This is a genomic window from Teichococcus wenyumeiae (assembly GCF_003696345.1).
Classification (GTDB): Bacteria; Pseudomonadota; Alphaproteobacteria; order Acetobacterales; family Acetobacteraceae; genus Pseudoroseomonas; species Pseudoroseomonas wenyumeiae.
The window spans coordinates 263,541-286,408 of the sequence record NZ_RFLX01000004.1; the positions used below are offsets into that span (position 1 = coordinate 263,541).

The following is a 22,868-nucleotide window of genomic DNA, read 5'->3' on the forward strand; positions in this document are numbered from 1 at the left end:
ACGCCTTCAGGCCGGGACGACGTGGCCTTCGCGCAGCGTCACCACCCGGTCCATGCGGGCGGCGAGGTCGGGATTATGTGTGGCGATCAGCGCCGCCACGCCGGCATTGCGCACGGCATCCAGCAGTTCCGTGAACACCAGGTCGGAGGTGCCGACATCGAGGTTGCCGGTGGGCTCGTCCGCCAGCAGCAGGCCGGGGCGGTTGGCCAGGGCGCGGCTGATGGCCACGCGCTGCTGCTCGCCGCCCGAAAGGCGGCCAGGGCGGTGCCCTTCCCGCCCCGCCAGCCCGAAGGAGGCCAGCAGTTCATGCGCCCGCGCCTCGGCAGCCGGGCGGGCGGTGCCGATGGCCATCTGCGGCAGCACCACATTCTCCAGCGCCGTGAACTCGGGCAGCAGGTGGTGGAACTGGTAGACGAAGCCGATGGTCTTGCCGCGCAGCCCGGTGCGGGCCTTGTCGGCCAGCCCGGTGGTGTCCTGGCCGTTCACCAGCACCTGCCCGCCATCGGGCTTTTCCAGCAGCCCCGCCAGATGCAGCAGCGTGGACTTGCCGGTGCCGGACGGCGCCACCAGCGCCACGATCTCACCGGCGTACAGGTCCAGATCGGCGCCGCGCAGTACCGGCAATTCGCCGGCCTCCGTGCGGAAGGAACGCGTGACGCCGGAAAGGCGCAGGCGCGGCATGTCATTCATTGCGCAGGGCCTCCACCGGGTCCGTCTTGGCCGCGCGCCAGGAGGGATAAAGCGTCGCGAGCAGCGAGAGGCCGAGGCCCATCAGCACCACCTGCGTGACCTCGTTGGGGTCCACGATGGCCGGCAGGCGCGTCAGGAAATACACCTCCGGGCTGAAGAGCTGCGTGCCCGTCAGCGATTGCAGGACCTGCCGGATGCGCTCGATGTTCAGGCAGAAGACCAGCCCTAGCCCGAAGCCGATCAAGGTGCCCAGCACGCCGATCGAGGCACCGCAGAGCAGGAAGATCCGCATGATGGCGGCGGAGCTCGCGCCCATCGTGCGCAGGATGGCGATGTCGCGCCCCTTGTCCTTCACCAGCATGATGAGGGAGGAGATGATGTTGAAGGCGGCCACGACGATGATCAGCGTCAGGATCAGGAACATCACGTTCCGCTCCACCTGCACCGCCGCGAAGAAGCTGCTGTTGCTGGCCTGCCAGTCCAGCACGCGGAAGGGCAATGGAGAGAGCGTGCGGATGATCTCCTGCGTCACCGGCCGCACCTGGTCCGGGTTGTTGACGAAGACCTCGATCTGCGAGGCCGCGTCCCGCAGCTGGAAGTAGGTCTGCGCCGAGGCCAGCGGCATGAAGATATAGCCGCTGTCGTACTCGTTCATGCCGGTGTCGAAGAGCGCGACGATGTTGTAGGTCTTCAGCCGCGGCACCATGCCGATGACGGTGGTGCGGCCCTGCGGCGAGACCAGCGTCAGCTTGCCGCCGACACCCTGCCGCAGCTTCTGCGCCAGCCGCGTGCCGATGATGATGCTGTCGTCGCCGCCGAACTGATCCAGGCTGCCGCTGACGATATTGCCAGCCAGGATCGGCCGCGCCTTCAGGTCCTCCGGCCGGATGCCGCGGGCGAAGCCGCCGGTGGCGCCACCGCCCTCGCTGGTCACCAGCACCTGCCCTTCCACGATGGGCGCCGCCGACTGGATGCCCGGCAGCCCCCGCACCTTGGCCAGGATGCTGTCGAAGTCCCGCAGGCCACCGCCATCGGCGGCATAGATGCCGAGATGGCCGTTGAGCCCGAGGATGCGGCCGAGCAGTTCCTGCCGGAAGCCGTTCATCACCGACATGACGATGATCAGCGTGGCCACACCCAGCGCGATCCCCACCAGGGAGAAGGTGGCGATGACGGAGACAAACCGCTCCCCCTTCCGCGCCCGGAGGTAGCGGAAGGCGACCATGCGTTCGAAGGCGCCGAACATGCGGTGCTCAGCCCGCCATGATGCGGTGCAGGGCTTCTTCCAGCGACACTTCCGCCCGCTCGCCCGTAGCGCGGCGCTTCAGCTCGATCTTCTCGTTGGCGGCGCCGCGCGGGCCGATGATGGCCTGCCACGGGTAGCCGGCGAGGTCGGCGTCGTTGAACTTCACGCCCGCGCGGTCCGGCCGGTCGTCATAGACGGCATCGCCCCCCAGGGCAGCGTAGAGCTTCTCGCTGAGCGCATCCGTCGCCAGGTCGCCCGGCTTCAGGTTGAGGATGGCGCAACGGAAGGGTGCCACCGCGTCCGGCCAGATGATGCCGGCCTCGTCGTGGCTCGCCTCGATAATGGCGCCGAGCAGGCGGGAGACGCCGATGCCGTAGCTGCCCATCTGCGGCACCACGGGCTGGCCGTCGGGGCCGGCCACCGTCAGGCCCATCTTCTCGGAATACTTGGTGCCGAAGAAGAAGATGTGGCCGACCTCGATGCCCTTGCCCTCGCGCTGGCGATCCGCCGAGACCTGGGTCCAGGCGGCCTCGTCGTGCATCTCGTCCGTCGCGGCATAGAGGCCGGTGACCTGGCTGAAGAAGTTCTCCAGATCCTCCGGCTTCTCGTAGCTGTAGTCGGCATGGGAGAGCTTCAGCTCCTCGAAAGCGGCGTCGTAGAAGACGGTGCTTTCGCCGGTCGGCGCTAGGATGATGAATTCGTGGGAGAGGTTGCCGCCGATGGGGCCGGTATCGGCGCGCATCGGCACCGCGCGCAGGCCCATGCGCTGGAAGGTGCGCATATAGGCCAGCATCATGGCGCGGTAGGAACGGGTCGCACCCTCCACATCCATGTCGAAGGAATAGGCGTCCTTCATCAGGAACTCGCGGCCACGCATCACGCCGAAGCGGGGGCGCACCTCGTCCCGGAACTTCCACTGGATGTGGTAGAGGTTGCGCGGCAGATCGCGGTAGGACTTGGCGTAGCCCTTGAAGATGTCCGTGACCATTTCCTCGTTGGTCGGGCCGAAGAGCATCTCGCGGTCATGCCGGTCGCGGATGCGCAGCATCTCCTTGCCGTAGTCGTCGTAGCGGCCGGACTGGCGCCAGAGATCGGCGCTCTGGATCGTCGGCATCAGGATTTCCTGGGCGCCGGCGGCGTCCTGTTCCTCCCGCACGATCTGCTCGACCTTCTTCAGCACGCGCAAGCCCAGTGGCAGCCAGGCATAGATGCCGGCGCTGGTCTGCCGGATCATTCCGGCGCGCAGCATCAGCTTGTGGGAAGCGATCGCCGCCTCGGCGGGGATTTCTTTCAGGGTCGGCAGGAAGGCGCGGGAGAGGCGCAAGGGAAAGGCTCCGGTCCAAAGCTTTGGCGCGGAACGTAAGGGGGAATGGCCCAGGATACCAGGGAGGGGCCCTGCTTCAGCATGGCCTCATGGTGCGCCGCAACAAAAAGTCGTTGTGAACGGCCTGGACGAAACTTTCTACAGATTGTTCTTGGCGCGCCTTAACGCAGGCGGTACAAAAAAAAGGCCGCACCAAGGTGCGGCCCGAGTTTAGGGAGGAAACGCCAGTCACACGGCAGGAAGAGAACCAGCTCTCTTCCTGAGGAAAACTTTGCCTGCCCGCTGACTGGCTATCAACGTAAAAGCCTGACGAAAAAGCCGAAAAATCGGGCGATCAGGCAAGATGTGGTGCATTTTTGCGCAATGCCACTTTAAAACGTGGATTGCTGCCTATTTCGGCGTCATCGCCAGCCAGCCGTGGCGGAAGCTCAGCCAGTCGCTGGTGACCAGAAGATAGATTCCCAGCCAAACCACGGTCGCCACCACCGTCGTCCAAATCACCTTACTGACGATCAGGGGCTGACGAGGCGCGCCACGCCAGCCGCCGGTCTGGTGCGCGCCGTCGGCATCGGGCTGGATGCCGAAGGGCAGGATCGCGAAGAGCACGGTCCACCAGCACAGGAAGTACACCATGATTCCTGTTACCCAGCCCATTGCGGTTCCTCCTGCCTTGCTGCGGCGGCAATAGGCCTATCGGGCAGGCAAGGCCAGAGGGTGGCGCAGGCATGTGTCTGGCGCTGACCTGATGCCGCGGGAATGTCGTCGGCCCTTCATATTCCGGAAACCAACCGCTGCGATGTTCCGCGCCATGTTAACCGCCACCGCCACACGCCCTTCCCTCGCGTCCGAAACGCTGCGCGGCCCCTGCGCCGTCGAGGCACCGCTGATCGCCCTCTATGAGAATGAGGCTGCGGCCGAAGCAGCCCTGCCGCGCCTGGGCAGCATCCGGGTGCTGGGGCAGTCTTCCTCCGGCGTGCGAATGCTGGCCCCTGCCCCCGGACTGCGCGAAACGCTTTATGCCTCCGGCGCCCTGCTGGTGGTGGGTTAGCGGCGATACATGGCCTTGGAACAGCGGCGGTGCAGCCAGAGCCACCGGCACAGGTTGCCGCGAATCCAGGCCTCGATCCGCCCATTCACCGCCAGCATCAGGCTGCGGATATCGGCGGCCATGTCGCCGCTGTTGGGCAAGGGTAACGGCGGCTCCACCACCACCCGGAAGCGGCCAGGGCCGATGCGCTGGGTATAGCCTAGCACCAGCGGGTTACCGGGAGCATGGTAGAAGCTGCCCATCACGAAGCCCTGTCAGGAGCTGGCGCGCGGCAGCACCTCCCAGTTTCCGATATGGGCGGAGAAGCAGATGGCGCGGGTGCCGGGGGACGGCAGATGCTCCCGCCCGATCACTTCCCAACCTGGCCCCTCGGCGGTTTCATCCAGCGCCGCGACCAGGGGCAGCTCCAGCACGGTGCTGCCCAGGCTGGCCCAGGCGTCACGCACCACGGCCTCACGCCAGGGCGAATCGCTCTCCAGGAAGGCCGGGGAGAGGTGGCGGCGGGCGACGTTCGAGACCGGTAGCAATGGCCCAATGCGCCGTGCCATAGCACCGCACCCAGATACCTCCAGCCGAAAAACGGCGGCCTTCTGCGATATCATGCCCGTCTTGCGGCGGCAAAATGCACATCTGCTGAATCTCGCGCCCTTCCGCCCCCGCCCACCCTGCCCCATATCCGCCCCACAGATGCGAACATTGCCAGAACCTTTTGCGGGGTGGTTCGCCGCACGCGGCTGGCGCCCCCGGCCGCACCAGATGGAGATGCTGGCGGCGGCCGAAGCGGGCGAGAGCGCGCTGCTGATCGCCCCCACCGGTGGCGGCAAGACCCTGGCGGGCTTCCTGCCCAGCCTGATCCAGTTGCACCGCGACCCGCGCCCTGGCTTGCACACCTTATATGTGTCGCCGCTGAAGGCGCTGGCGGTGGATATCGCCCGCAACCTGACAATCCCCGCCGAGGAAATGGGCCTCGACCTGCGGATCGAGACCCGCACCGGCGATACCCCGGCCAACCGCCGCGCCCGGCAGCGGCAGGACCCGCCGCAGATCCTGCTCACCACGCCCGAAAGCCTGACCCTGCTGCTCTCCCTGCCGGATGCGGGCGAGATCTTCGGCAACCTGGCCTGCGTTGTCATCGACGAGATCCACGCCCTGGCCGGCACCAAGCGCGGGGACCAGCTCGCGCTCTGTCTGTCCCGCCTTTCCACCCTGGCGCCGGGCCTGCGGCGGGTGGGGCTTTCCGCCACCGTGGCGCATCCGAAGGCGCTGGCCGCCTGGTGCGCGCGGGATGCCGATCCGGACAAGGTGCGGCTGGTGCGCGCGGCCGGCGGCGCGGCACCGGAGATCGGCACCATCCTGCCCGCCGGGCGGCTGCCCTGGGGCGGGCATATGGGCCTTTCCACCATGCCGGAGGTTTATGAGCGGCTGCGGGAAGCCGGCGTTTCCATTGTTTTCACCAATACCCGCGCACAGTCGGAGCTCTGCTTCCAGGCACTGTGGCGGCTGAATGAGGACAACCTGCCCATCGCGCTCCACCACGGCTCCCTCACCGTGGAACAGCGGCGGAAGGTGGAGGCCGCCATGGCGGCGGGGAAGCTGCGCGCCGTGGTCGCCACCGCCTCGCTGGACCTGGGCATCGACTGGGGCGCGGTGGACCAGGTCATCCAGGTGGGCGCGCCCAAGGGCGTGGCGCGGCTGCTGCAACGCGTCGGCCGCGCCAACCACCGGATGGACGAGCCTTCCCGCGCCGCGCTGGTGCCCGCCAACCGCTTCGAGGTCATCGAATGCCGCGCGGCCATCGAGGCCGTGGCCGAGGGCGAGGTGGATGGCGACCCGCCCCGCCCCGGCGGGCTGGACGTGCTGGCGCAGCATATCCTGGCCATGGCCTGCCACGCCCCCTTCTTCCCCGATGACCTTTATGCGGAGGTGAAGGGCGCCGCCGCCTATGCCACCCTCTCCCGCCGCGACTTCGACGACACGCTGCGCTTCGTCGAGGATGGCGGCTACGCCCTCTCGGGCTACGAGCGCTTCCGGCGGCTGTTCCGCGACTATGAGGGCCGCGTGCATGTGCGCGGGCCGCAGGTGGCGCGGCAGTTGCGGATGAACCTCGGCACCATTGTCGAGACGCCGCTGCTCAAGGTGCGGATGCGTGGCGGACCCATCCTGGGCGAGGTGGAGGAATGGTTCGTCTCCACCCTGGAACCCGGCGACAACTTCATCTTCGCCGGCCAGGTGCTGCGCTATGAGCGGCTGGACCCCATGGCCGTCATCGTCTCCCGCGGCGGCGAGGGTGAGCCGCGCGTGCCCGCCTATGCCGGCAGCAAGCTGCCGCTCTCCACCAGCCTGGCGCTGCGGGTGCGCGAGATCCTCTCCAATCCTCGCCACTGGAAGGCGCTGCCGGAGCCAGTGCGGGAATGGCTGGCCATGCAGCGCAAGCGCTCCGAGCTGCCGCCGCTGGAGGGGCTGCTGGTCGAGGTCTTCCCGCGTGGCAACCGCTGGTTCCTGGTGGCCTATTGCTTCGAGGGACGCTTGGCGCACCAGACGCTGGGCATGCTGGTGACACGGCGGATGGAGCATATGGGCTTGGGTCCGCTCGGATTCCTCGGCACCGACTACGTCATGGCGGTGTGGTCGGCCTTCGAGCCCACGGATGTGGAGCACCTCTTCGAGGAAGACCTGCTGGGCGAGGAGCTGGAGGAATGGATCGCTGAAAGCTCCATGCTGCGGCGGACCTTCCGCAACATCGCCACCATCGCCGGGCTGCTGGAGAAGAACCATCCGGGCCAGGAGAAGTCCGGGCGGCAGATGAGCATGTCGGCGGACCTCATCTACGACGTGCTGCGCAAGCACGAGCCCGACCATATCCTGCTGCGCGCCACCCGTGCCGAGGCCGCCTTCGGCCTGACGGACGTGGCGCGCATCGGCAGCCTGCTGGAACGCGCCCGGGGCCGCATCCGCGTGCGGCGGCTGAACCGCGTCTCCCCCTTGGCGGTGCCGGCATTGATCGAGGAAGGGCGCGAATGGGTCTCCGGCAGCGCCGAGGATGCGCTGCTGGCCGAGGCCGTGGCCCTGGTGGAAGAAGCCACCGGCGGCGAGGATAGCTTCACCGGTGATCTTACCGACGGCACGCCGGAAGCATCCGCGCCCAAGGAACACCCACCCCGCCAGTCCCGCTCCATGCGCCTCGCGCGCCGGCGGCCACGGCGCTAACGACGGCTGGACCCAGATGAAAAGCACAGATCAGAGTGTCACGCTGCTGGCGCAGCAGCTTCTCGACAACGGCTTCGAGCGGTTCACCCCGCGCGAGCGGCGGGTCCTGCTGCAGATCGCCAAGCGCCACCCGGTGACGCGGAACGTCAACCACGCCGTGGCGGATGCGGACAGCCTGGGGGACCGCATCGCGGACAAGGTGGCGCGCTTCGGCGGCTCCTGGACCTTCATCAACCTCTTCGTGGGCACCATGGCGGCCTGGGTTCTGGCCAATACCGTTATCCTGACCCGCTATGGCACGCCCTTCGACGCCTATCCCTTTATCTTCCTCAATCTCGTGCTCTCGATGATCGCGGCCTTGCAGGCGCCGCTGATCATGATGTCGCAGAACCGGCAGGCGGAACGTGACCGCATGACGGCCTCCCTCGACTACGAGGTCAACCTGAAGGCCGAGATCGAGATCATGGCGTTGCACGAGAAGCTGGACGCCCTTCGCTTCGATCAGTTGGAGCGGAAGCTGGACATTATGCTGGATCGGCTTGCTTCAAGATCTTGACAGCCGGCAGCAGTTTGCACCTTCCCGGCTCTTCCGCCCTCCGCTAACCCGTTGTTGAACATGATCTCCGCACCCGTGCATCTGGCCGGCGAGCGTCTTTTGCTCGATCCTTCCGGCGCCCTGTTCTGGCCCAGCCGGCAGATCCTGGCTGTTTCCGACCTGCATCTGGAAAAGGGCAGCCACTTCGCCCGGCACGGCCGCTTCGTGCCCCCCTACGATACCCGTGAGACGCTGTCCCGCCTCGCGCCTCTGATGCGGCGCTACACGCCGGGGCGCATCGTTTTCCTGGGCGACAGCTTCCACGACGCCGAGGGCGCCTCCCGCATGCAGGCGGCGGACCGCGCGGCGCTGATGCACCTGCTGGGCAACCGGCTGGTCACCTGGGTGCTGGGCAACCACGACCCGGTGGCGCCGGATGGCCTGCCGGGTGAGGCGGTGGAGGAATTCCGCGAAGGCCCCTTCGTGTTCCGCCATATCGGGATGGCGGGCAAGGAGGTCGGCTTCGAGTTCAGCGGCCATTTCCACCCCAAGGCCAGCCTGCCCACCCGCTGCGGCCCGGTGACGCGCCCCTGCTTCCTGGCCGATGCGCGGCGCGTGATGCTGCCGGCCTTCGGCGCCTATACCGGTGGGCTGGAAATCACGGCCCAGCCCATCGCGGCGCTGTTCCCGCGCGGCGGCCGCGCCTTCCTGCTGGGCAAGGACCGGCTCTACAGCGCCGCTGTCGGGCCGATGAAGCATCTTGCCGCGGTGACCGGAAGGCCGGCTGAATCGTTACAGCCGACATGAAAGCTTCATCATTCTCCGCCACCCCCGGAAGCCAGGGAGCGCTCCGGCCGGCAACTCACCCGAATCCCCCAGCAGCCGCAAAGGGCTTTGCACAGGCCAGGCCCGCCAGCGGCGGCACGGTACCGGCGGGGGAGCGGCCCGCCTCATGAACGTCGCCAGCACCTCGACGCAGGTTCCCTCGCTGGCCGCGCTGCGTGCCGGCTTCAAGGGGCTGCGCGTGGTGGGGGATGTGCATGGCGACGCGAATGGCTTCGGCGCCGCCCTGGCCGGGGCAAAGGACAAGCGGCTCTTCACGGTGCAGCTTGGTGACCTGACGGACCGGGGGCCGGACAGCGCCGCCACCCTGCGCATGGCGCTGGAGATGGTAACCGAGCACCAGGGCATCTTTCTGCTGGGTAACCACGACCACAAGCTGCGGCGGGCGCTTTCCGGCGCCCTGGTGCGGCCGGACCCGGAAGGGTTGGGCGTGACGCTGAAGCAGATCGCCGCCGCCCCGGATGCCGAGGCGCTGCGGCAGGGGGCGCTGGATGTCATCGGCCGCGCCCCGGCCTGGCTGCGGCTGGGACCCTGGCTGTTCGTCCATGGCGGCTTCCACCCGCGCATGCTGCGGGAACCACCGCCGCCACACGCCGGCAGCAGCAAGCCGGAAGGGCTGGTTCCCCGGGCGCTGTTTGGCCAGGTCACCAGCCGCACCCGCATCGACGGCTATCCGGAGCGGCTGCACAACTGGGTGCACCGCATCCCTTCCGGCATCACCGTCTATTGCGGGCATGAGACCCGCAGCGCCGATGGCCGGCCTTATGTCGCCGTGGCGGCGGCCGGCGGGCGGGCGGTGTTCCTGGATACCGGGGCCGGCAAGGGTGGCCATCTCTCCTGGATCGACCTGCCCTGGTAGGGGCTCAGCCCCCTGCCCGATCCTCCGCCACAAGCCCCTGGCGGTCCCGCTTCCGCAGCGATTCCGACAGCCGCCCGGCTTCCGCCCGCAGCGACCGGAAGGCGCGCTCGGTGAAGCCGATATGGTCGCGCATGGCTTCCGCCGCCGCCTCGGGCTGGCCTTGCAGGATAGCGGCGGCGATGGCGCGGTGCTGCGCCAGGATCTCGCCGCGCAGGGTGTCGCGCTGCCAGTATTGCTCGTGGCTGAACAGGATGCCCCGCCGCAGCAGCACGGCGAAGACCCGCAGCACATGCAGCAGCACCAGGTTGTGGCTGGCCTCATGCACCAGCAGGTGCAGCCGGGTATCGGCCTCGGCCTCCTCCGCCGGCTGGGCGCGGGCATGGGCGGCTTCCATGGCCACCAGGCATTCCTCCAGCGCCGCGCGCTCCGGCGGCGTGATGCGGCTGGCGGCCAGGGCGGCGGCCTGCGGCTCGATCAGGCGGCGGTACTCGAAGTAATCCTCGGCCATGCGGGGGCTGGTGCCGAAGAGCCCGGCTAGCGGCGCGGAGAGCGGCGCCATGAAATCCGCCACCTGCGTGCCGGCGCGGGAGGATTCCAGCAGCCCCTTTTCCTCCAGCGCCGCCAGCGCCTCCCGCAATGAAGGGCGGGAGACGCCCAGCCGTTCCGCCAACTCACGCTCCGGCGCCAGACGGTCCCCCGGGCGCAGCACGCCTTCCAGCACCAGCCCTTCCAGATGCGCGGCGACGGCACTGGCCAGCGGCGGGGGCCGGATGGGATCGGGCATGGCCTGCGGTTCTCCTGGTCAAAACTCTTTACCAAAACCGGACGCGGGTGGAAACTGGCCGGAAAGAGGCCACCGAGGACAGATCATGCCCACCGTCACCAATATCGAGGACCTGCGCCATGTCGCGCGCCGGCGCATCCCCCGCGCCATCTTCGACTATGCCGACCGCGGCTCCTACGACGAGGCCAGCCTGCGCGCCAACCGCGAGGACCTGCAGGCGCTGAAGCTGCGCCAGCGCGTCATGATCGATGTCTCGGACCGCAACACCGCCACAACCATGCTGGGCGAGCCGGTGACCATGCCCGTCGGCATCGCCCCCACCGGCCTGACCGGGCTGTTCCACGCGGATGGCGAGATCCTGGGCTGCCGCGCCGCCCATGCCTTCGGCGTGCCCTTCACCCTTTCCACCATGTCCATCTGCTCGATCGAGGATGTGGCGGGCGCGGTGGACAAGCCCTTCTGGTTCCAGCTCTACGTGATGCGGGACCGTGGCTTCTCCCGCTCCCTGGTGGAGCGGGCGATCGCCGCCAAGTGCTCGGCGCTGGTGCTGACGCTGGACCTGCAGATCCAGGGCCAGCGGCACAACGACATCAAGAACGGCCTGGCGGTGCCGCCGAAACTGACGCTGCGCAACATGCTGGACGTTGCCACCAAGCCGCTCTGGGCGATGAAGGTGCTGCAGGGCAAGCGCAAGAGCTTCGGCAACCTCGCTGACGCGCCCGGTGCCAAGGAAGGGCTGAACACCCTGTCCCACTGGATCGCGGGGCAATTCGACCCCTCGCTCTCCTGGAAGGACGTGGAGTGGATCCGCTCCATCTGGCCCGGCAAGCTGATCCTGAAGGGCGTGCTGGATGTGGATGACGCCCGCATCGCCGCCAGCATGGGCGCGGATGCCATGGTGGTGTCCAACCATGGCGGCCGGCAGCTCGATGGCGCGCCTTCCTCCATCTCGGTCCTGCCCTCCATCGTCGAGGCGGTGGGCGACCAGACCGAGATCATGATGGATGGCGGCGTGCGCTCCGGCCAGGATGTGCTGAAGGCGCTGGCGCTGGGCGCCAAGAGCTGCCTGATCGGCAAGGCCTGGCTCTACGGCCTCGCCGCCGGCGGGCAGCAGGGCGTAACCCAGGCGCTGGAGGTGATCCGCAAGGAGCTGGACATCAGCATGGCGCTGACCGGCACCCGCGACGTGCGCGAGGTGACCTCCGAGGTGCTCTATGCGCCCCGCCATGGCGACGTGGTGCGCCCGGCCGGCGGCCGCCCGACGGCCGCGGCGGCGGAATGACGCGCGCGGGCGCCGCCCCTGGCAGGGGCGGCGCCCGCAGCTTGTCACAATTCGAAAGGCGCCTTCCCCCGTTACAGCCGCTGCGCGGCGTGCCACATTGGCGCCATGCGGCAACTGATTCTGCTGCGGCACGCCAAGTCGTCCTGGGACGACCCCGCGATGCCGGACCACGCCCGCCCCCTCAACGCGCGTGGCAAGCGCGCGGCCGTGGTGATGGCGGCCGTGATGCGCGACCTCGGCCTGGCGCCGGATGCCGTGCTCGTGTCCTCTGCCCGCCGGACGCTGCAGACGCTGGAGGCGCTCTCGCCCCTGCTGGACAGCCCGATCATCGAGCCGATGGACGACCTCTACCTCGCGCCCTGGGAGCGGATGTTGCAAACGCTGCGCGGCATACCTGAGACGGTGCGCAGCGTGCTGCTCATCGGCCATAATCCCGGCATGCACGACCTCGCGCTGGCCCTGGCCGGGCATGAGGCCATGGAACGCGGCACCGCCCCGGGCACCAAGCGCCTCGCCGGCGGCTATCCCACCGCGGCGCTGGCGGAATTCGCGGTGGCGACGCCCTGGGCGGAGCTGGCGCCGGGGGAGGCCAGGCTGATCCGCTTCATCGCGCCCAACGACCTGCCCGAGATGGCGGCCTGAGCCGCACCCCATGACCGAGCCGGAGCCCCTGCCCGAGCCTGCGCCGCCACCCGCGCCGGAACCTGCCATCGTGCCCGCCGGTCCGCTCCTGGAGCTGGAACTGGCCCTGCCGCCGGAGAGCGTGGCGCAGCTCTGGCGCCATCCCGCCCTCGTCCGCCGGCTGGCGGGGCGGCCGCGCGGCGTGGCGGAAAGCTGCGTCTGGCTGGATACGGCCGATGGCCATCTGGCCAAGCTCGGCCAGGCGCTGGAAGCGCCGCGCAAGGGTCCGCGCCGCCACCTGCAGGCGCTGCCGCCACCCGGCTTCACCCCGCCCGGCGCCGCGCCGGCGATGCTGGGCGAATACGGTGCCGGGAACGCGCCCGATGCCGCGAAGGGCGAGGCACTCCTACCCCTGGCAGCCTTCGAGGGCCGGCGGGTGGAGGCGGAATGCGGCTCGGTACGTCTGGTGCTGCGGCATGGCAACCTGCGGTGCGTGGCGGCCGAGGCGCCCGTCGCGCGCCTGCTGCTCAGCGGCCCGGCCACGGAGGTGCTGCCGCTGGCCCAGGCGCTGGCGCAGGACCTGCCCTTGCTGCCGGCCGTTGCGGGCATGGCGGAAACCGCCCGGGCCCTGTCCCGCCAGGACAGCCCCCGCCCCCGCCGCCTGGGCCCGCCGGACCTGCATGAATCGGGCACGGTGGAGGAGGCCCTGAGCCTCGCCATCGCGCATCTGGCCGAGGTGCTGGTGGCGCAGGCCGAACGCGTGCGGCGGATGGAAGGACCGGAAGGCGTGCACCAGTGCCGCGTCGCCACGCGCCGGCTGCGCTCCTGCCTGAAGCAGTTCCGGCCGGTACTGGACGGCATCCGGTTGCGCGAACTGGACGCCATGCTGCGCGACTTCGCCCGTGCCATGGGCGAAGCACGCGACCTGGATGTCTTCCTGAAGGACCTTGGCGCCGATCTGGCCACGGCCGCCGGCCCCGGGGAGCGGCGCCTGGAGGCCCTGCTGCGCACCGCCCGGGCACGGCGGGACGCCGCTTACACCAAGCTCCGCACCATGCTGGATGGGCCGGAGTTCCGCCGGCTGATCTGGTCCGCCACCGAGTTGGCTGTGCTGCGGGACTGGGGTGCGGAAACGGCGGTGGAGGCCGCGACGCCGCTGCGCGCCTTTGCCCTCACCACCCTCACCCGCCGCTGGAAGAAGCTTCGGAAAAAGGGTGCCGATATCGGGTCGGCCGATGCCGAGGCGCTGCACGAGATCCGCCTGGAAGCCAAGCGGATGCGCTACGCCGCGGAACTCTTCGCGCCGCTCTGGCCGGGCAAGGCCGCGCGGCGCTTCATCAAGCGGCTTTCCGCCGTGCAGGATGCGCTGGGTATCGCCAACGATACCCATGTGGCGCGTGCCCTGGTGGCGGGGCTCGGCGGCCGGGGCGGCGCGGGACCCTGGGCCGTGGGCCTGGCGGAGGGTTTCGCGCTGGCGCAGGGCGCTGGGGTGCGGGAGCAGGCGGTCAAGGCCTGGGCGAAACTGCAGCGCCAGGATGTATTCTGGCATAGCTGAGGCTTGACCAGCCTACTCCCCGCTTGAACCAGCCCCTGTGCCTGGTTTAACGCTTGGCGGCGTGTTGTCCCGTCGTCGCATCTTTCGATCTTCCTCCCATTCCGCCCCCAGCCGCTGGCGTGGCGCGCTGCTGGTCGCCGCCTTTTCCCTTGGCGCCGTGGCACTGGCCGGATTAGGGCTTCCCGCCAACCTCTTCGGCTCCGCCCCATCTGAGCAGGACTGGACCGCCGCCGCTGCCAGCGTGCGCGTGGTGGACGGTGATACACTGCGCCTGGGCGAGCGGACGCTGCGCCTGTCCGGCCTGCTGTCGCCCGAGCGGGGCCTGACCTGCCGCGCCGCCAATGGCGTCGGCTTCGACTGCGGCGCCACGGCCGCCGAAGCTTTGGCGCGGCTGGTGCAGGGCCATGACCTTGCCTGCCGCGTGAAGGGCCGCGACGGCTTCGGCCGGCCGCTGGGCACCTGCCAGGCGGGCGGTGTCGAGGTGAATGCGGCGCTGATCTCCTCCGGTTGGGCGCTGGCTGAAAAGGCGGCGATGCAGCCGTTGGAAGCGGAAGCGCGGCAAGCCGGGCGCGGGTTGTGGTCCCATCTGCCGGGCGCGCCGGAGGACTGGCAGCAGCGCTGATCGCGTTTCCCGCCTCCTGCCGGGCTGACGCCGATGGAGATGGCGGGTCTGCGTCCCGGGGGCGGATGGACAAGGGCAGGAACCACTGCCTATCTTGCGCTGCATCATGGCGGCGCCGCGCGACAGGGCGGCACCGCCCCCCCTAGAGGAAGACGCCATGAGCAATCCGGCAAAAGGTTCCGTCACAGTCACACTGGACGGGTCCAACAAGAGCACGACCCTGCCGCTGATCCAGGGCACTATTGGCCCTGACGTTTTCGACATCCGCAAGCTTTATAGCGACCTCGGCGTCTTCACCTTTGATCCTGGCTACGGCGGCACGGCAGCCTGCGACAGCAAGATCACCTATATCGACGGTGACGAAGGTGTTCTGCTCTATCGCGGCTACCCGATCGAGCAGCTGGCGGAGAAGAGCAACTTCCTTGAGGTTTCCTACCTGCTTCTGCACGGCGAGTTGCCCGACGCGAAGCAGATGAAGGAATTCGAGCGCGGCGTGACCATGCACACGATGGTGCATGAGCAGCTCCGCTCCTTCTTCCAGGGCTTCCGCCGCGACGCGCATCCGATGGCGATCCTCTGCGGCGTGGTGGGCGCGCTCTCCGCCTTCTACCACGACAGCCTGGACATCACCGATCCGGCGCAGCGCGAGATCAGCGCCTTCCGCCTGATCGCGAAGGTCCCGACGATTGCCGCCTGGGCCTACAAGTATTCCATCGGCCAGCCCTTCATGTATCCGCGCAACGACCTCAGCTACGCGGAAAACTTCCTCTACATGCTGAACGCGGTGCCTTCGGAGGAGTGGAAGCCGAACCCCATCCTCTCCCGCGCCATGGACCGCATCCTGGTCCTGCATGCGGACCACGAGCAGAACGCCTCCACCTCCACGGTGCGCCTGGCGGGCTCCACCGGCGCCAATCCCTTCGCCTGCATCGCCGCCGGCATCGCCGCGCTCTGGGGTCCCGCGCATGGCGGCGCCAACGAAGCCGTGCTGAAGATGCTTGGCGAAATCGGCAGCGTTGAGAACATCCCCTCCTTCATCGAGAAGGTGAAGGACAAGAACAGCGGCGTGAAGCTCATGGGCTTCGGGCACCGCGTCTACAAGAACTTCGACCCGCGCGCGAAGATCATGCAGGCGACCTGCCATGAGGTGCTGAAGGAGCTTGGCATCCAGGACGAGCCGCTGCTCGACCTCGCCATGGCGCTGGAGAAGATCGCGCTGGAGGACGACTACTTCGTCAGCCGCAAGCTCTATCCGAACGTCGACTTCTATTCCGGCATCATCCTGAAGGCGATGGGCATCCCGACCCACATGTTCACCGTGCTCTTCGCGGTGGCGCGTACCGTGGGCTGGGTCAGCCAGTGGAAGGAAATGATCGAGGAGCCCGGCCAGCGCATCGGCCGCCCGCGCCAGATCTACACGGGCTCCGCGTCGCGGGATTACCCTACTTCCCGCTGAGTTCTGAGGCGCGGCCTCACGGCCGCGACCTGCTTTCGACCCCCGCAGGCTCTGCCCGGCGGGGGTTTTTTATTTCAACCCTGAGTTGATAAGATGCTGGAATGAGAGCGCGCTGCACATCACTGGAAAGAAGCGTTTCAGTTACGGCCAAGCGGAATCTGCTTTTCACTGAAAAGCTTAACGGAAACCTGAACATCGCAAAAAAGCGAATACAGGCCCTTGATCACAAATCCGCGATCATGATCATGGTGTTCTGGTTGCAAAAGGCTCCGGAACTCTTCCGATGATTGAAATCGACAGGCCAGAACTGACCTATCGCTCGCTTGATGACCTTGTCCGCCGTCGTCTCCGGACCTGGCCGCAGCGACCGCCTGGAGCCCTGGATACCCCGAAGCAGCGCGGCGTCTGGTTGCGCGCCCGGCCCGGTGAGCCGGATGCAACGCTGCAGCCCTTTCTGCGCCTGCCAGGGTCCCACCGCCTGCGCACCATGCCGGACGGGCTGTGGCTGCACTTCAGCCCCGATCCGGCGGATGCCTGGTGTGATATCCTGTGTATCGAGGCCTGCTCCACGCTGCAGAACCTGCTGGACAAGCGATCCCGCTTCGCGCCCTCCACCACCTCCTTGCTGGCGGTCTGCCCGGTGCCCTGGCTGACCGCGCCGGCCATGGCCGGGGAGCCCTTGCCGCGCTGGAAGATGATGCGGTTGCTGAAGACGGAGCCGGTAGCTCCGCTGGTTCTGCCGGTGCGGGATGTGCGGGTGCTCTATGGCCTGAAGCCGCGGCAGTACGACGGCTTCGCCCGCACCCAGATGCCGCAGGCGCACGAATATTTCTGCCCCATGGACGCGCTGACCGATGAGGAGGGCTACAGCAACCCGGATATGCGGGCCTTGATCTCCCGCGCCTCCGGTGCCGCGAATTTCATGCGTCTGCCCTGGTGAGCCATGGGCCGGCCCTGACAGGAGGCGTGACACTCGCGGGCTGGCGGCGGCACCCTGCCGGGTGGTCGGGGCCGCCGCGCTGCGGGCCGTGCCGGTCGTGGGGGTATTGCGGCGACGACCCATGGTTGCGCGCGGTGATCGACTGAACCGGGCGGCCTGGCTCCGGCGGGCACTGCAACCTCGCCCGCCCGCCCGGATTAGTTCAGCAGGAGGATTTCCTGATGACCGATGACGCGATGAAGGAAGGCTACAAGAACTGGGGTCATGGCCCCTCCAGCGGCCGGCCTGACAGCGTCGGCCCGCACAACATCACCGAGGACCAAAACGACCCGAACGCCAAGGGCCTGGACCCCAACAAGGACTACAAGGGCGGCGGTGCGGGCAATGGGCCGAATACGGGCCTGGGCATCGCCGATGGTCCCAAGGGGCCGGTGAATATCCAGCCCAAGAAGTAGCGGCCAAGGCGCCGCGGATGACCATCCGGTGACATCCGCGGCTGCCTATTGCCGCACGCCCGGCGCCTGGAAGCGACGGAGTTACGGGCCTGCTACAGCCCGGTCCGGAGCGGCTTGAGCCCGCGTTCGATTTCCGCCCGTCGCGGCTCCAGGAAAGGCGGCAAGGCCAGCCGCTCCCCCAGGGCTTCCATCGGTTCGTCCGTCGCGAAGCCGGGCCCATCGGTGGCGATCTCATACAGGATGCCTGAGGGTTCCCGCACGTAAAGGCTGCGGAAGTAATAGCGGTCCACCGGCCCGCTGGACCGCAGGCCAAGGGTTTCGAAGCGCTTGACCCAGTAGCTGTATTCGTCGTCCCTCACGCGGAAGGCGACGTGATGAACGCTGCCGGCCCCGGGTTGGTGGCGTGGCAGCTTGGGCTCAACGCGCATGTGGAGCTCGGCGGCTGGGCCGCCTTCCCCCATGGCATAGACGCGGGTGACGATGCCATCCGCCCCCTCTACCACCCGGTCCAGGCGCATGGCCATGACTTCGGTGGCGAAGGCATGGGAATATTCCGCCCGCGCGACGCTCATGGTGATGGGGCCGAGGCCACGGATCTGGTGTTCGGCCGGCACCGGGCTGTGCTCCCAGGCATGGGACGGGCCCGCGCCGCCATCATCCACCAGGGAGAGGCGCTGGCCTTCGAAATCCTCGAAAGGCAGCTCCAGCCGGCCATCGGCCTCGGAGATCTTGCCGCGCGGCACCTTGTGCTCATCCAGGCGGGCGGCCCAGTAGTCCAGCGCGGCGGCGCCATTCACACGCAGCCCGGTGCGGACCACGCTGTTGGTGCCGCGCTGCTCCCGGGGTGCTGGCCAGTCGAAGAAGGTCAGGTCGGTGCCGGGGCTTGCCTGCCCATCCGCGTAGAACAGATGGTAGGCGCTGACATCGTCCTGGTTGACGGTCTTCTTCACCATCCGCATGCCCAGGATGCGGGTGTAGAAGTCATGGTTGCCCCGGGCGTCCGCCGAGACGGCCGTCAGGTGATGAATGCCATGAAGCTGCATCGGCTTGTTCCTTTCCTGCCGGCCGCTGCCTTCCTCAGGCGCGGCCACGCACCAGCGCTGCGGTCACTTCGGCCACATGCCGGCCCTGGCTGGCCGCCATGCCCAGTTCCGCCTCGGTCGGCTGACGGGAGCCGTCGCCATTCGCGATGGTGGTTGCGCCATAGGGCGAGCCGCCAGTGACCTGTGAATTGTCCATCTGCCGCTTCTCGGTATAGGGCAGGCCCACGATCGTCATGCCGAAGTGCAGCAGGTTGACGATGGTGGAGGTCAAGGTGGTTTCCTGCCCGCCATGCTGGCTGGCGGTGGAGGTGAAGACCGAGCCCACCTTGCCGACCAGCTTGTCCTGGAACCACAGCCCTCCGGCCTGATCCAGGAAATTCGCCATCTGCGAGGCCATGCGGCCAAAACGCGTCGGCGTGCCGATCACGATGGCATCGTAATCCGCCAGCTCATTCACCGTGGCCACGGGCGCGGCCTGGTCCAGCTTGAAGTGGGCACCCTTGGCGACCTCTTCCGGAACCAACTCCGGCACGCGCTTCACCACAACCTCGGTGCCTGCGACGGAACGCGCGCCTTCGGCCACCGCCTGCGCCATGGCTTCGATATGGCCGTAGCTGGAATAGTAAAGAACCAGAACCTTGCTCACGATGCGGCCTCCTTGCTGAAGATCTGCTGGGGTGAAGTTGCGTTCGCGCAGCAGGATCAACAAGCGCTTGAACAGGAACACTGCGTTCGCTAATCGCGAACGATGCCTCTCAGTACCGAAGATCTGGTGACCTTTGTGCAGGTGGTGGACAGCGGCACCCTGACCGCGGCCGCCCTGAGGCTGGGGCTGGCGAAATCCGTGGTCAGCAAGCGCGTGGCGGGGCTGGAGGCGCGGCTCGGCGCCAAGTTGCTGAACAGGGCACCACGGCGCGTCTCTCCGACCGAGGCGGGCGCATTGCTCTATGCCCGTGCCCGGCCCCTGCTGGCGCAGCTTGAAGGGCTGGTGGACGATGTCTCGGCGCAGTCAGGAACCTTGCGCGGTAGCATCCGCATCGCCGGCCCGATGAGCTTCGGCACCCGGTATCTGGGCCCGGCTGTTGCCAGCTTCATGCGCCGCTACGACCAGGTCGAGGTCTCGTTGGACCTGGACGACCGGCACGTGGACCTGCTGGCGGGCGGCTATGACCTTGCGGTGCGGATCGGGCGGCTCGGCGATTCATCGATGCGGGCGCGGCGGCTCGGCACCAGCAACCGGGTGCTGTGCTGTTCCACTGAATATGCCGCCCGGGCCGGCATGCCGGAGTCGCTGGAGGCTCTGCCGGACCATGCCTGCCTCGGCTATGCCAATGCGCCCACAGGGCATATCTGGCGCTTCATGCCACAGGAAGGTAGCGAGCGGCGCTTGGCGCAGCACCGCTCCATGGCGCTGCGGGGGCGTATGACCGCCAATAACGGCGAGGCCCTGCTGGACGCCGCCCGTGCCGGGCTGGGCCTGACGCTGCTGCCGACCTTCATGGTGGGCCCCGCCGTGGCTGCCGGAGAGCTGGTGCCAGTGTCCATCCCCGGTTGGGTACCGGTGCCGGACACCATCCACATCGTATACCCCGAGACTCCCGCCATGCCCGCCAAGCTGCGCGCGCTGATCGAGCATCTGGCGGCCGGAATCGCCGAGCCTTTTCCCTGGGATGCCGTGCCGGCGATGGCCCCGGCGCTACCGCTCCCGGCCCCCAGGCGTTAAGAACAGAGGGCCGCGAATCAGGATGATAGTGCCGTGCAATTGACGGATGAACAGGTCAAAGCCGCCGAGGCGCAGGGATGCCGCTTCGTGGAAGCCACCGAGGCGCAGGTGCGGCAGTTTTCGATGCAGCGGCGCGTCTTCCAGATCGGCGACAAGCCTTACCTCGCCACCCGCGAGGATGGCTTCTACGAGACCGCCGGCACTTTGATGGCACGGGTCGCTGAGGTGCTGAGGCAGCAGGAGGCCAGCGCCCCGGCTGAGGAACCTGTTGCCGAGGAAGCGGCGGAGGTGCCGCAGGCGGAAGAAACCGCAGCAGCCGACGAAACGCCAGAAGCGGAAGCCGCCGCGCCGGCCGAGGAGGCGCCGGAACCGGAAGCCGTGCCAGAGGCCGATGAGGCGCCGGAAGCGGCGGAGCCAGCACCGATCGAACTGGCCAAGGAAGCGCCGGCGCCTGTGCCCGCTACGGTGCCCTCAAGCGCTGACCAGCCCTCCGCGGTGCTGTCGGCCATGAAGACCATCGCGAAGGGGTATGCGCGGGGGCATCAGGTTGATGCGGCGCAGCTTTCCACCCTGCTGACCACTGTGCACCGCACGCTCAGCGGTTTGCAGGCTTCGCACCCCCGCCATCCTCGCTCGGGTCCAGGCTGATCCAGTAGGTCCCTTCGAAGGGAACGGCAGCGAAGCGGCGGTTGATCTCCGCCAGGGTCGCGCCGGGGTCGACGTCACGGAACAGGTTGGGCCAGACCCAGCGCGCCAGTGCCTCCACGCCCACGAGGTTGATCGCGGTGCCGGCGAAGAAATTCCAGAGCCCATGCGCCCGCCCGGCCCTTACGGCGTCGAGATCCGCCAGATCGGTCTGGCGGATGACGCGCTCCAGGCTGGCCCGCGCGGCGGCGGCATCAGCGCCGGTGCCGAGCAGCAGACCCGTACTGTCGCCGGAATTGAAGAGACCGGTACCGACATAGATGTCAGGCTGATGCGCCAGCACCTGCTCCAGCGGCAGCTGCGCCCCGCGTGAGTCGTTCAGAACCGGTGTCGCCACATTCACGGCGCCGACCAGCTTCAGAAACTCCCCTGCCCCGCCATCCCCGGCCGCCCAGCAGCAGGGCCAGCGGCCGGGAAAGGCATTGAGCAGCACGCTGGGCGCCGGCCCGGACTGGGTGGCGACACGCTGGCGGATGCGGTCGAAATGCTCTTCCTGAAAACGCACGAAGGCTTCGGCCTGCTCTCGGCGGTCGAGCACTTCGCCCAGAAGGCGGATGCTCGGCAGGGTATTGGTCAGCGGCTTCTGGAAGAGGTCGATGAAGATGACGGGTGTGCCAGAAGCCTCGAAGAAGGCCACCGCCTGCTGCGTTTCCGCCAGCGGCGCCTGCCAGGCGCTGAGGATGACGAGATCCGGCGCCAGAGCCAGGGCGCGCTCTACCGAGAAGCTCTGGCCGACATTGCTGGTCAGCTCCGGCACGTGTGCCAGGGCGGGAAACTTGCGCAGGAAAGCCATGTAGCTTTGCGGGTCGCCCTGCCGAAGGTCGCCCCCCATTCCGACCAGCAGGGAAACCGGGTCGGGGTGGATCAGGGACAGGGTCAGCAACTGGAAGCTCTCGCCCAGCAGCACCGCGCGAGGTGCCTGCTGGACAGTGACCCGCCGCCCGAGAATGTCGGTGACCTGCCGCGGCCACTGTGCTTGTGCAGGCAAAGCCAGACCCAGAAGCATGACAGCGCAGAATGCACAGGCAGCGAGAAGGCGTCGCAGCATGGCCGGATATCCAGAGGTTGCGGACCAGCCGCGATAGCGGCGAAATCGCTTCTTCAGCAAGACACTCCTAGCGGCACAGGCTTGGCGGAACCATCTCAGCCATGACAACCCAGGAGACACAATGCGCGCCATTCCCGCCAGTCTGTTGCTGCCGTTCCAGCAGCTCACTGATCCCGCCTTCCGCTGGCCGCTGTTGAAGGGGCTTGGCGGAGCATTACTGGCTTTCCTGGCGCTGATCGGACTCGCTGACTGGGGTGTCTCGTCACTGGTGGGAGGAGATGGCTGGCTTGCTACGCTGGCAGGCCTGTTTGGCGGCCTGCTGGTGCTGGTTTCAGCTGTCTGGTTGTTCGTCCCGGTGGCGCTCGCCATCGCCGGCCTGTTCCTGGACGAGGTCGCGGCGGCGGTGGAGCAACGCTACTACCCAGCCTTGCCGCCTGCCGAGGGCTCTGGGCTGCATCAGCAGATCTGGGCTGGATTGAAGCTCGGCCTGCAGGTGTTGGGGCTGGCAATTCTGATCATGCCTCTCGCCTTCCTGCTGCCGCCAGTTGGTGCCGTGGCTTTCTGGGCTGTTGCGGCAGTATCGCTTGGATATGGCTTGTTTGATGGCGTCGCTCAGCGGCGCATGAGCGTGCAACAGTCGCATCAACTCCGGCGGCAGATGCGCTGGTCAGTCCTTACTGTGGGTGCTGCTCTGGCGGCGCTGTCTCTGGTTCCGCTGGCGAACCTGCTGGTACCGGTAATAGGAACGGCGGCGATGACACATCTTCTGCATAGGGGAAGATACGTCAGGGCCTAAAAAACGCGCGAAAGCCGGTCTGAGGTTGATTTCAGAGCGGCTTTGGGTGGTTGGTGCTGGTGATGATTTGTTGGTGTTGGATGCGG

Annotated in this window: 25 protein-coding genes; 15 read left to right on the top strand and 10 right to left on the bottom strand. The window is 67.9% G+C overall.

Translation table 11 applies throughout. The annotated features are described in order from the left end of the window. Positions 1 to 6: 6 nt before the first annotated feature. The 4 genes from EBE87_RS08525 to EBE87_RS08540 all read right to left on the bottom strand — a co-directional run bounded on the left by EBE87_RS08525 (position 7) and on the right by EBE87_RS08540 (position 3,914). Positions 7 to 690 carry an ABC transporter ATP-binding protein gene (locus tag EBE87_RS08525; protein WP_120638905.1) on the bottom strand — a complete coding sequence of 228 codons (684 nt, stop codon included), beginning with the start codon at positions 688 to 690 and terminating at the stop codon, positions 7 to 9. Further along, entirely contained in the window at positions 683 to 1,936 is a 1,254-nt protein-coding gene (locus tag EBE87_RS08530; RefSeq protein WP_120638904.1) for a lipoprotein-releasing ABC transporter permease subunit, read from the bottom strand. Before EBE87_RS08530 ends, EBE87_RS08525 begins: the two co-directional genes overlap by 8 nt. A gap of 7 nt (positions 1,937 to 1,943) precedes the next feature. After that, the gene (gene proS / locus EBE87_RS08535) at positions 1,944 to 3,260 is read right to left on the bottom strand and encodes a proline--tRNA ligase (RefSeq protein WP_120638903.1); all 1,317 of its coding nucleotides are present in this window, start codon (positions 3,258 to 3,260) and stop codon (positions 1,944 to 1,946) included. 390 nt (positions 3,261 to 3,650) lie between these two features. Further along, complete coding sequence (locus EBE87_RS08540; protein ID WP_120638902.1) at positions 3,651 to 3,914, bottom strand: DUF1467 family protein; 264 nt, start codon at positions 3,912 to 3,914, stop codon at positions 3,651 to 3,653. A 154-nt stretch (positions 3,915 to 4,068) separates the two neighbouring features. Here EBE87_RS08540 and EBE87_RS08545 point away from each other — a divergent pair, with 154 nt between their 5' ends. Beyond that, entirely contained in the window at positions 4,069 to 4,308 is a 240-nt protein-coding gene (locus EBE87_RS08545; RefSeq protein ID WP_147426093.1) for a hypothetical protein, read from the top strand. Here the strand turns inward: EBE87_RS08545 and EBE87_RS08550 are convergent. Together EBE87_RS08550 and EBE87_RS08555 are read right to left on the bottom strand one after the other, a co-directional pair. Then, positions 4,305 to 4,550 carry an LpxL/LpxP family acyltransferase gene (locus tag EBE87_RS08550; RefSeq protein ID WP_120638900.1) on the bottom strand — a complete coding sequence of 82 codons (246 nt, stop codon included), beginning with the start codon at positions 4,548 to 4,550 and terminating at the stop codon, positions 4,305 to 4,307. The two genes, EBE87_RS08545 and EBE87_RS08550, sit on opposite strands and share 4 nt — an antisense overlap. Positions 4,551 to 4,562: 12 nt before the next feature. Then, positions 4,563 to 4,856 (bottom strand): lysophospholipid acyltransferase family protein, encoded by a 294-nt coding sequence (locus EBE87_RS08555; protein WP_147426092.1) that lies wholly within the window; start codon positions 4,854 to 4,856, stop codon positions 4,563 to 4,565. A 139-nt stretch (positions 4,857 to 4,995) separates the two neighbouring features. Here EBE87_RS08555 and EBE87_RS08560 point away from each other — a divergent pair, with 139 nt between their 5' ends. The 4 genes from EBE87_RS08560 to EBE87_RS08575 all read left to right on the top strand — a co-directional run bounded on the left by EBE87_RS08560 (position 4,996) and on the right by EBE87_RS08575 (position 9,752). Further along, positions 4,996 to 7,515, top strand: coding sequence for a ligase-associated DNA damage response DEXH box helicase (locus EBE87_RS08560; RefSeq protein ID WP_120638898.1), 2,520 nt, complete (start codon positions 4,996 to 4,998; stop codon positions 7,513 to 7,515). A 16-nt stretch (positions 7,516 to 7,531) separates the two neighbouring features. Further along, positions 7,532 to 8,071: a DUF1003 domain-containing protein gene (locus EBE87_RS08565; protein ID WP_120638897.1), complete on the top strand. Its 540-nt coding sequence runs from the start codon at positions 7,532 to 7,534 to the stop codon at positions 8,069 to 8,071. 60 nt (positions 8,072 to 8,131) lie between these two features. Next, the gene (gene pdeM, locus EBE87_RS08570) at positions 8,132 to 8,857 is read left to right on the top strand and encodes a ligase-associated DNA damage response endonuclease PdeM (RefSeq protein WP_120638896.1); all 726 of its coding nucleotides are present in this window, start codon (positions 8,132 to 8,134) and stop codon (positions 8,855 to 8,857) included. Positions 8,858 to 9,002: 145 nt separating this feature from the next. Then, complete coding sequence (locus tag EBE87_RS08575; protein WP_120638895.1) at positions 9,003 to 9,752, top strand: metallophosphoesterase; 750 nt, start codon at positions 9,003 to 9,005, stop codon at positions 9,750 to 9,752. A 4-nt stretch (positions 9,753 to 9,756) separates the two neighbouring features. On the opposite strand, the gene EBE87_RS08580 is transcribed toward EBE87_RS08575, so the two are convergent. Then, positions 9,757 to 10,536 (bottom strand): FadR/GntR family transcriptional regulator, encoded by a 780-nt coding sequence (locus tag EBE87_RS08580; protein ID WP_120638894.1) that lies wholly within the window; start codon positions 10,534 to 10,536, stop codon positions 9,757 to 9,759. Between the two features lie 85 nt (positions 10,537 to 10,621). Between EBE87_RS08580 and EBE87_RS08585 the strand changes: the two genes are divergently transcribed. The 7 genes from EBE87_RS08585 to EBE87_RS08615 all read left to right on the top strand — a co-directional run bounded on the left by EBE87_RS08585 (position 10,622) and on the right by EBE87_RS08615 (position 17,467). Continuing rightward, complete coding sequence (locus EBE87_RS08585; protein ID WP_120638893.1) at positions 10,622 to 11,818, top strand: alpha-hydroxy acid oxidase; 1,197 nt, start codon at positions 10,622 to 10,624, stop codon at positions 11,816 to 11,818. Between the two features lie 105 nt (positions 11,819 to 11,923). Then, entirely contained in the window at positions 11,924 to 12,460 is a 537-nt protein-coding gene (locus tag EBE87_RS08590; RefSeq protein WP_120640163.1) for a SixA phosphatase family protein, read from the top strand. Positions 12,461 to 12,470: 10 nt separating this feature from the next. Next, complete coding sequence (locus tag EBE87_RS08595; protein WP_120640162.1) at positions 12,471 to 13,994, top strand: CYTH and CHAD domain-containing protein; 1,524 nt, start codon at positions 12,471 to 12,473, stop codon at positions 13,992 to 13,994. A 64-nt stretch (positions 13,995 to 14,058) separates the two neighbouring features. Beyond that, positions 14,059 to 14,616 (top strand): thermonuclease family protein, encoded by a 558-nt coding sequence (locus EBE87_RS08600; protein WP_158601006.1) that lies wholly within the window; start codon positions 14,059 to 14,061, stop codon positions 14,614 to 14,616. 157 nt (positions 14,617 to 14,773) lie between these two features. Then, on the top strand, positions 14,774 to 16,072 hold the full coding sequence (gene gltA / locus EBE87_RS08605; protein ID WP_120640160.1) for a citrate synthase: 1,299 nt from the start codon (positions 14,774 to 14,776) through the stop codon (positions 16,070 to 16,072). A gap of 283 nt (positions 16,073 to 16,355) precedes the next feature. After that, positions 16,356 to 17,012 carry a hypothetical protein gene (locus EBE87_RS08610; RefSeq protein WP_120640159.1) on the top strand — a complete coding sequence of 219 codons (657 nt, stop codon included), beginning with the start codon at positions 16,356 to 16,358 and terminating at the stop codon, positions 17,010 to 17,012. A 221-nt stretch (positions 17,013 to 17,233) separates the two neighbouring features. Further along, the gene (locus EBE87_RS08615; RefSeq protein WP_120640158.1) at positions 17,234 to 17,467 is read left to right on the top strand and encodes a hypothetical protein; all 234 of its coding nucleotides are present in this window, start codon (positions 17,234 to 17,236) and stop codon (positions 17,465 to 17,467) included. Positions 17,468 to 17,559: 92 nt separating this feature from the next. On the opposite strand, the gene EBE87_RS08620 is transcribed toward EBE87_RS08615, so the two are convergent. After that, on the bottom strand, positions 17,560 to 18,510 hold the full coding sequence (locus tag EBE87_RS08620; protein ID WP_120640165.1) for a ring-cleaving dioxygenase: 951 nt from the start codon (positions 18,508 to 18,510) through the stop codon (positions 17,560 to 17,562). Positions 18,511 to 18,544: 34 nt separating this feature from the next. Beyond that, positions 18,545 to 19,156 carry an NAD(P)H:quinone oxidoreductase gene (wrbA, locus tag EBE87_RS08625; protein ID WP_199707759.1) on the bottom strand — a complete coding sequence of 204 codons (612 nt, stop codon included), beginning with the start codon at positions 19,154 to 19,156 and terminating at the stop codon, positions 18,545 to 18,547. A 102-nt stretch (positions 19,157 to 19,258) separates the two neighbouring features. On the opposite strand from wrbA, the gene EBE87_RS08630 reads away from it, so the two are divergent. Both EBE87_RS08630 and EBE87_RS08635 read left to right on the top strand, forming a co-directional pair. Next, entirely contained in the window at positions 19,259 to 20,233 is a 975-nt protein-coding gene (locus EBE87_RS08630) for a LysR family transcriptional regulator (protein ID WP_120640157.1), read from the top strand. Positions 20,234 to 20,266: 33 nt separating this feature from the next. After that, complete coding sequence (locus EBE87_RS08635) at positions 20,267 to 20,881, top strand: hypothetical protein (protein ID WP_147426167.1); 615 nt, start codon at positions 20,267 to 20,269, stop codon at positions 20,879 to 20,881. Here EBE87_RS08635 and EBE87_RS08640 read toward each other — a convergent pair. Further along, entirely contained in the window at positions 20,829 to 21,926 is a 1,098-nt protein-coding gene (locus EBE87_RS08640; protein WP_233560060.1) for an ABC transporter substrate-binding protein, read from the bottom strand. The two genes, EBE87_RS08635 and EBE87_RS08640, sit on opposite strands and share 53 nt — an antisense overlap. Before the next feature lie 181 nt (positions 21,927 to 22,107). Here EBE87_RS08640 and EBE87_RS08645 point away from each other — a divergent pair, with 181 nt between their 5' ends. Then, positions 22,108 to 22,782, top strand: coding sequence for an EI24 domain-containing protein (locus EBE87_RS08645; RefSeq protein ID WP_120640154.1), 675 nt, complete (start codon positions 22,108 to 22,110; stop codon positions 22,780 to 22,782). Positions 22,783 to 22,868 lie beyond the last annotated feature (86 nt).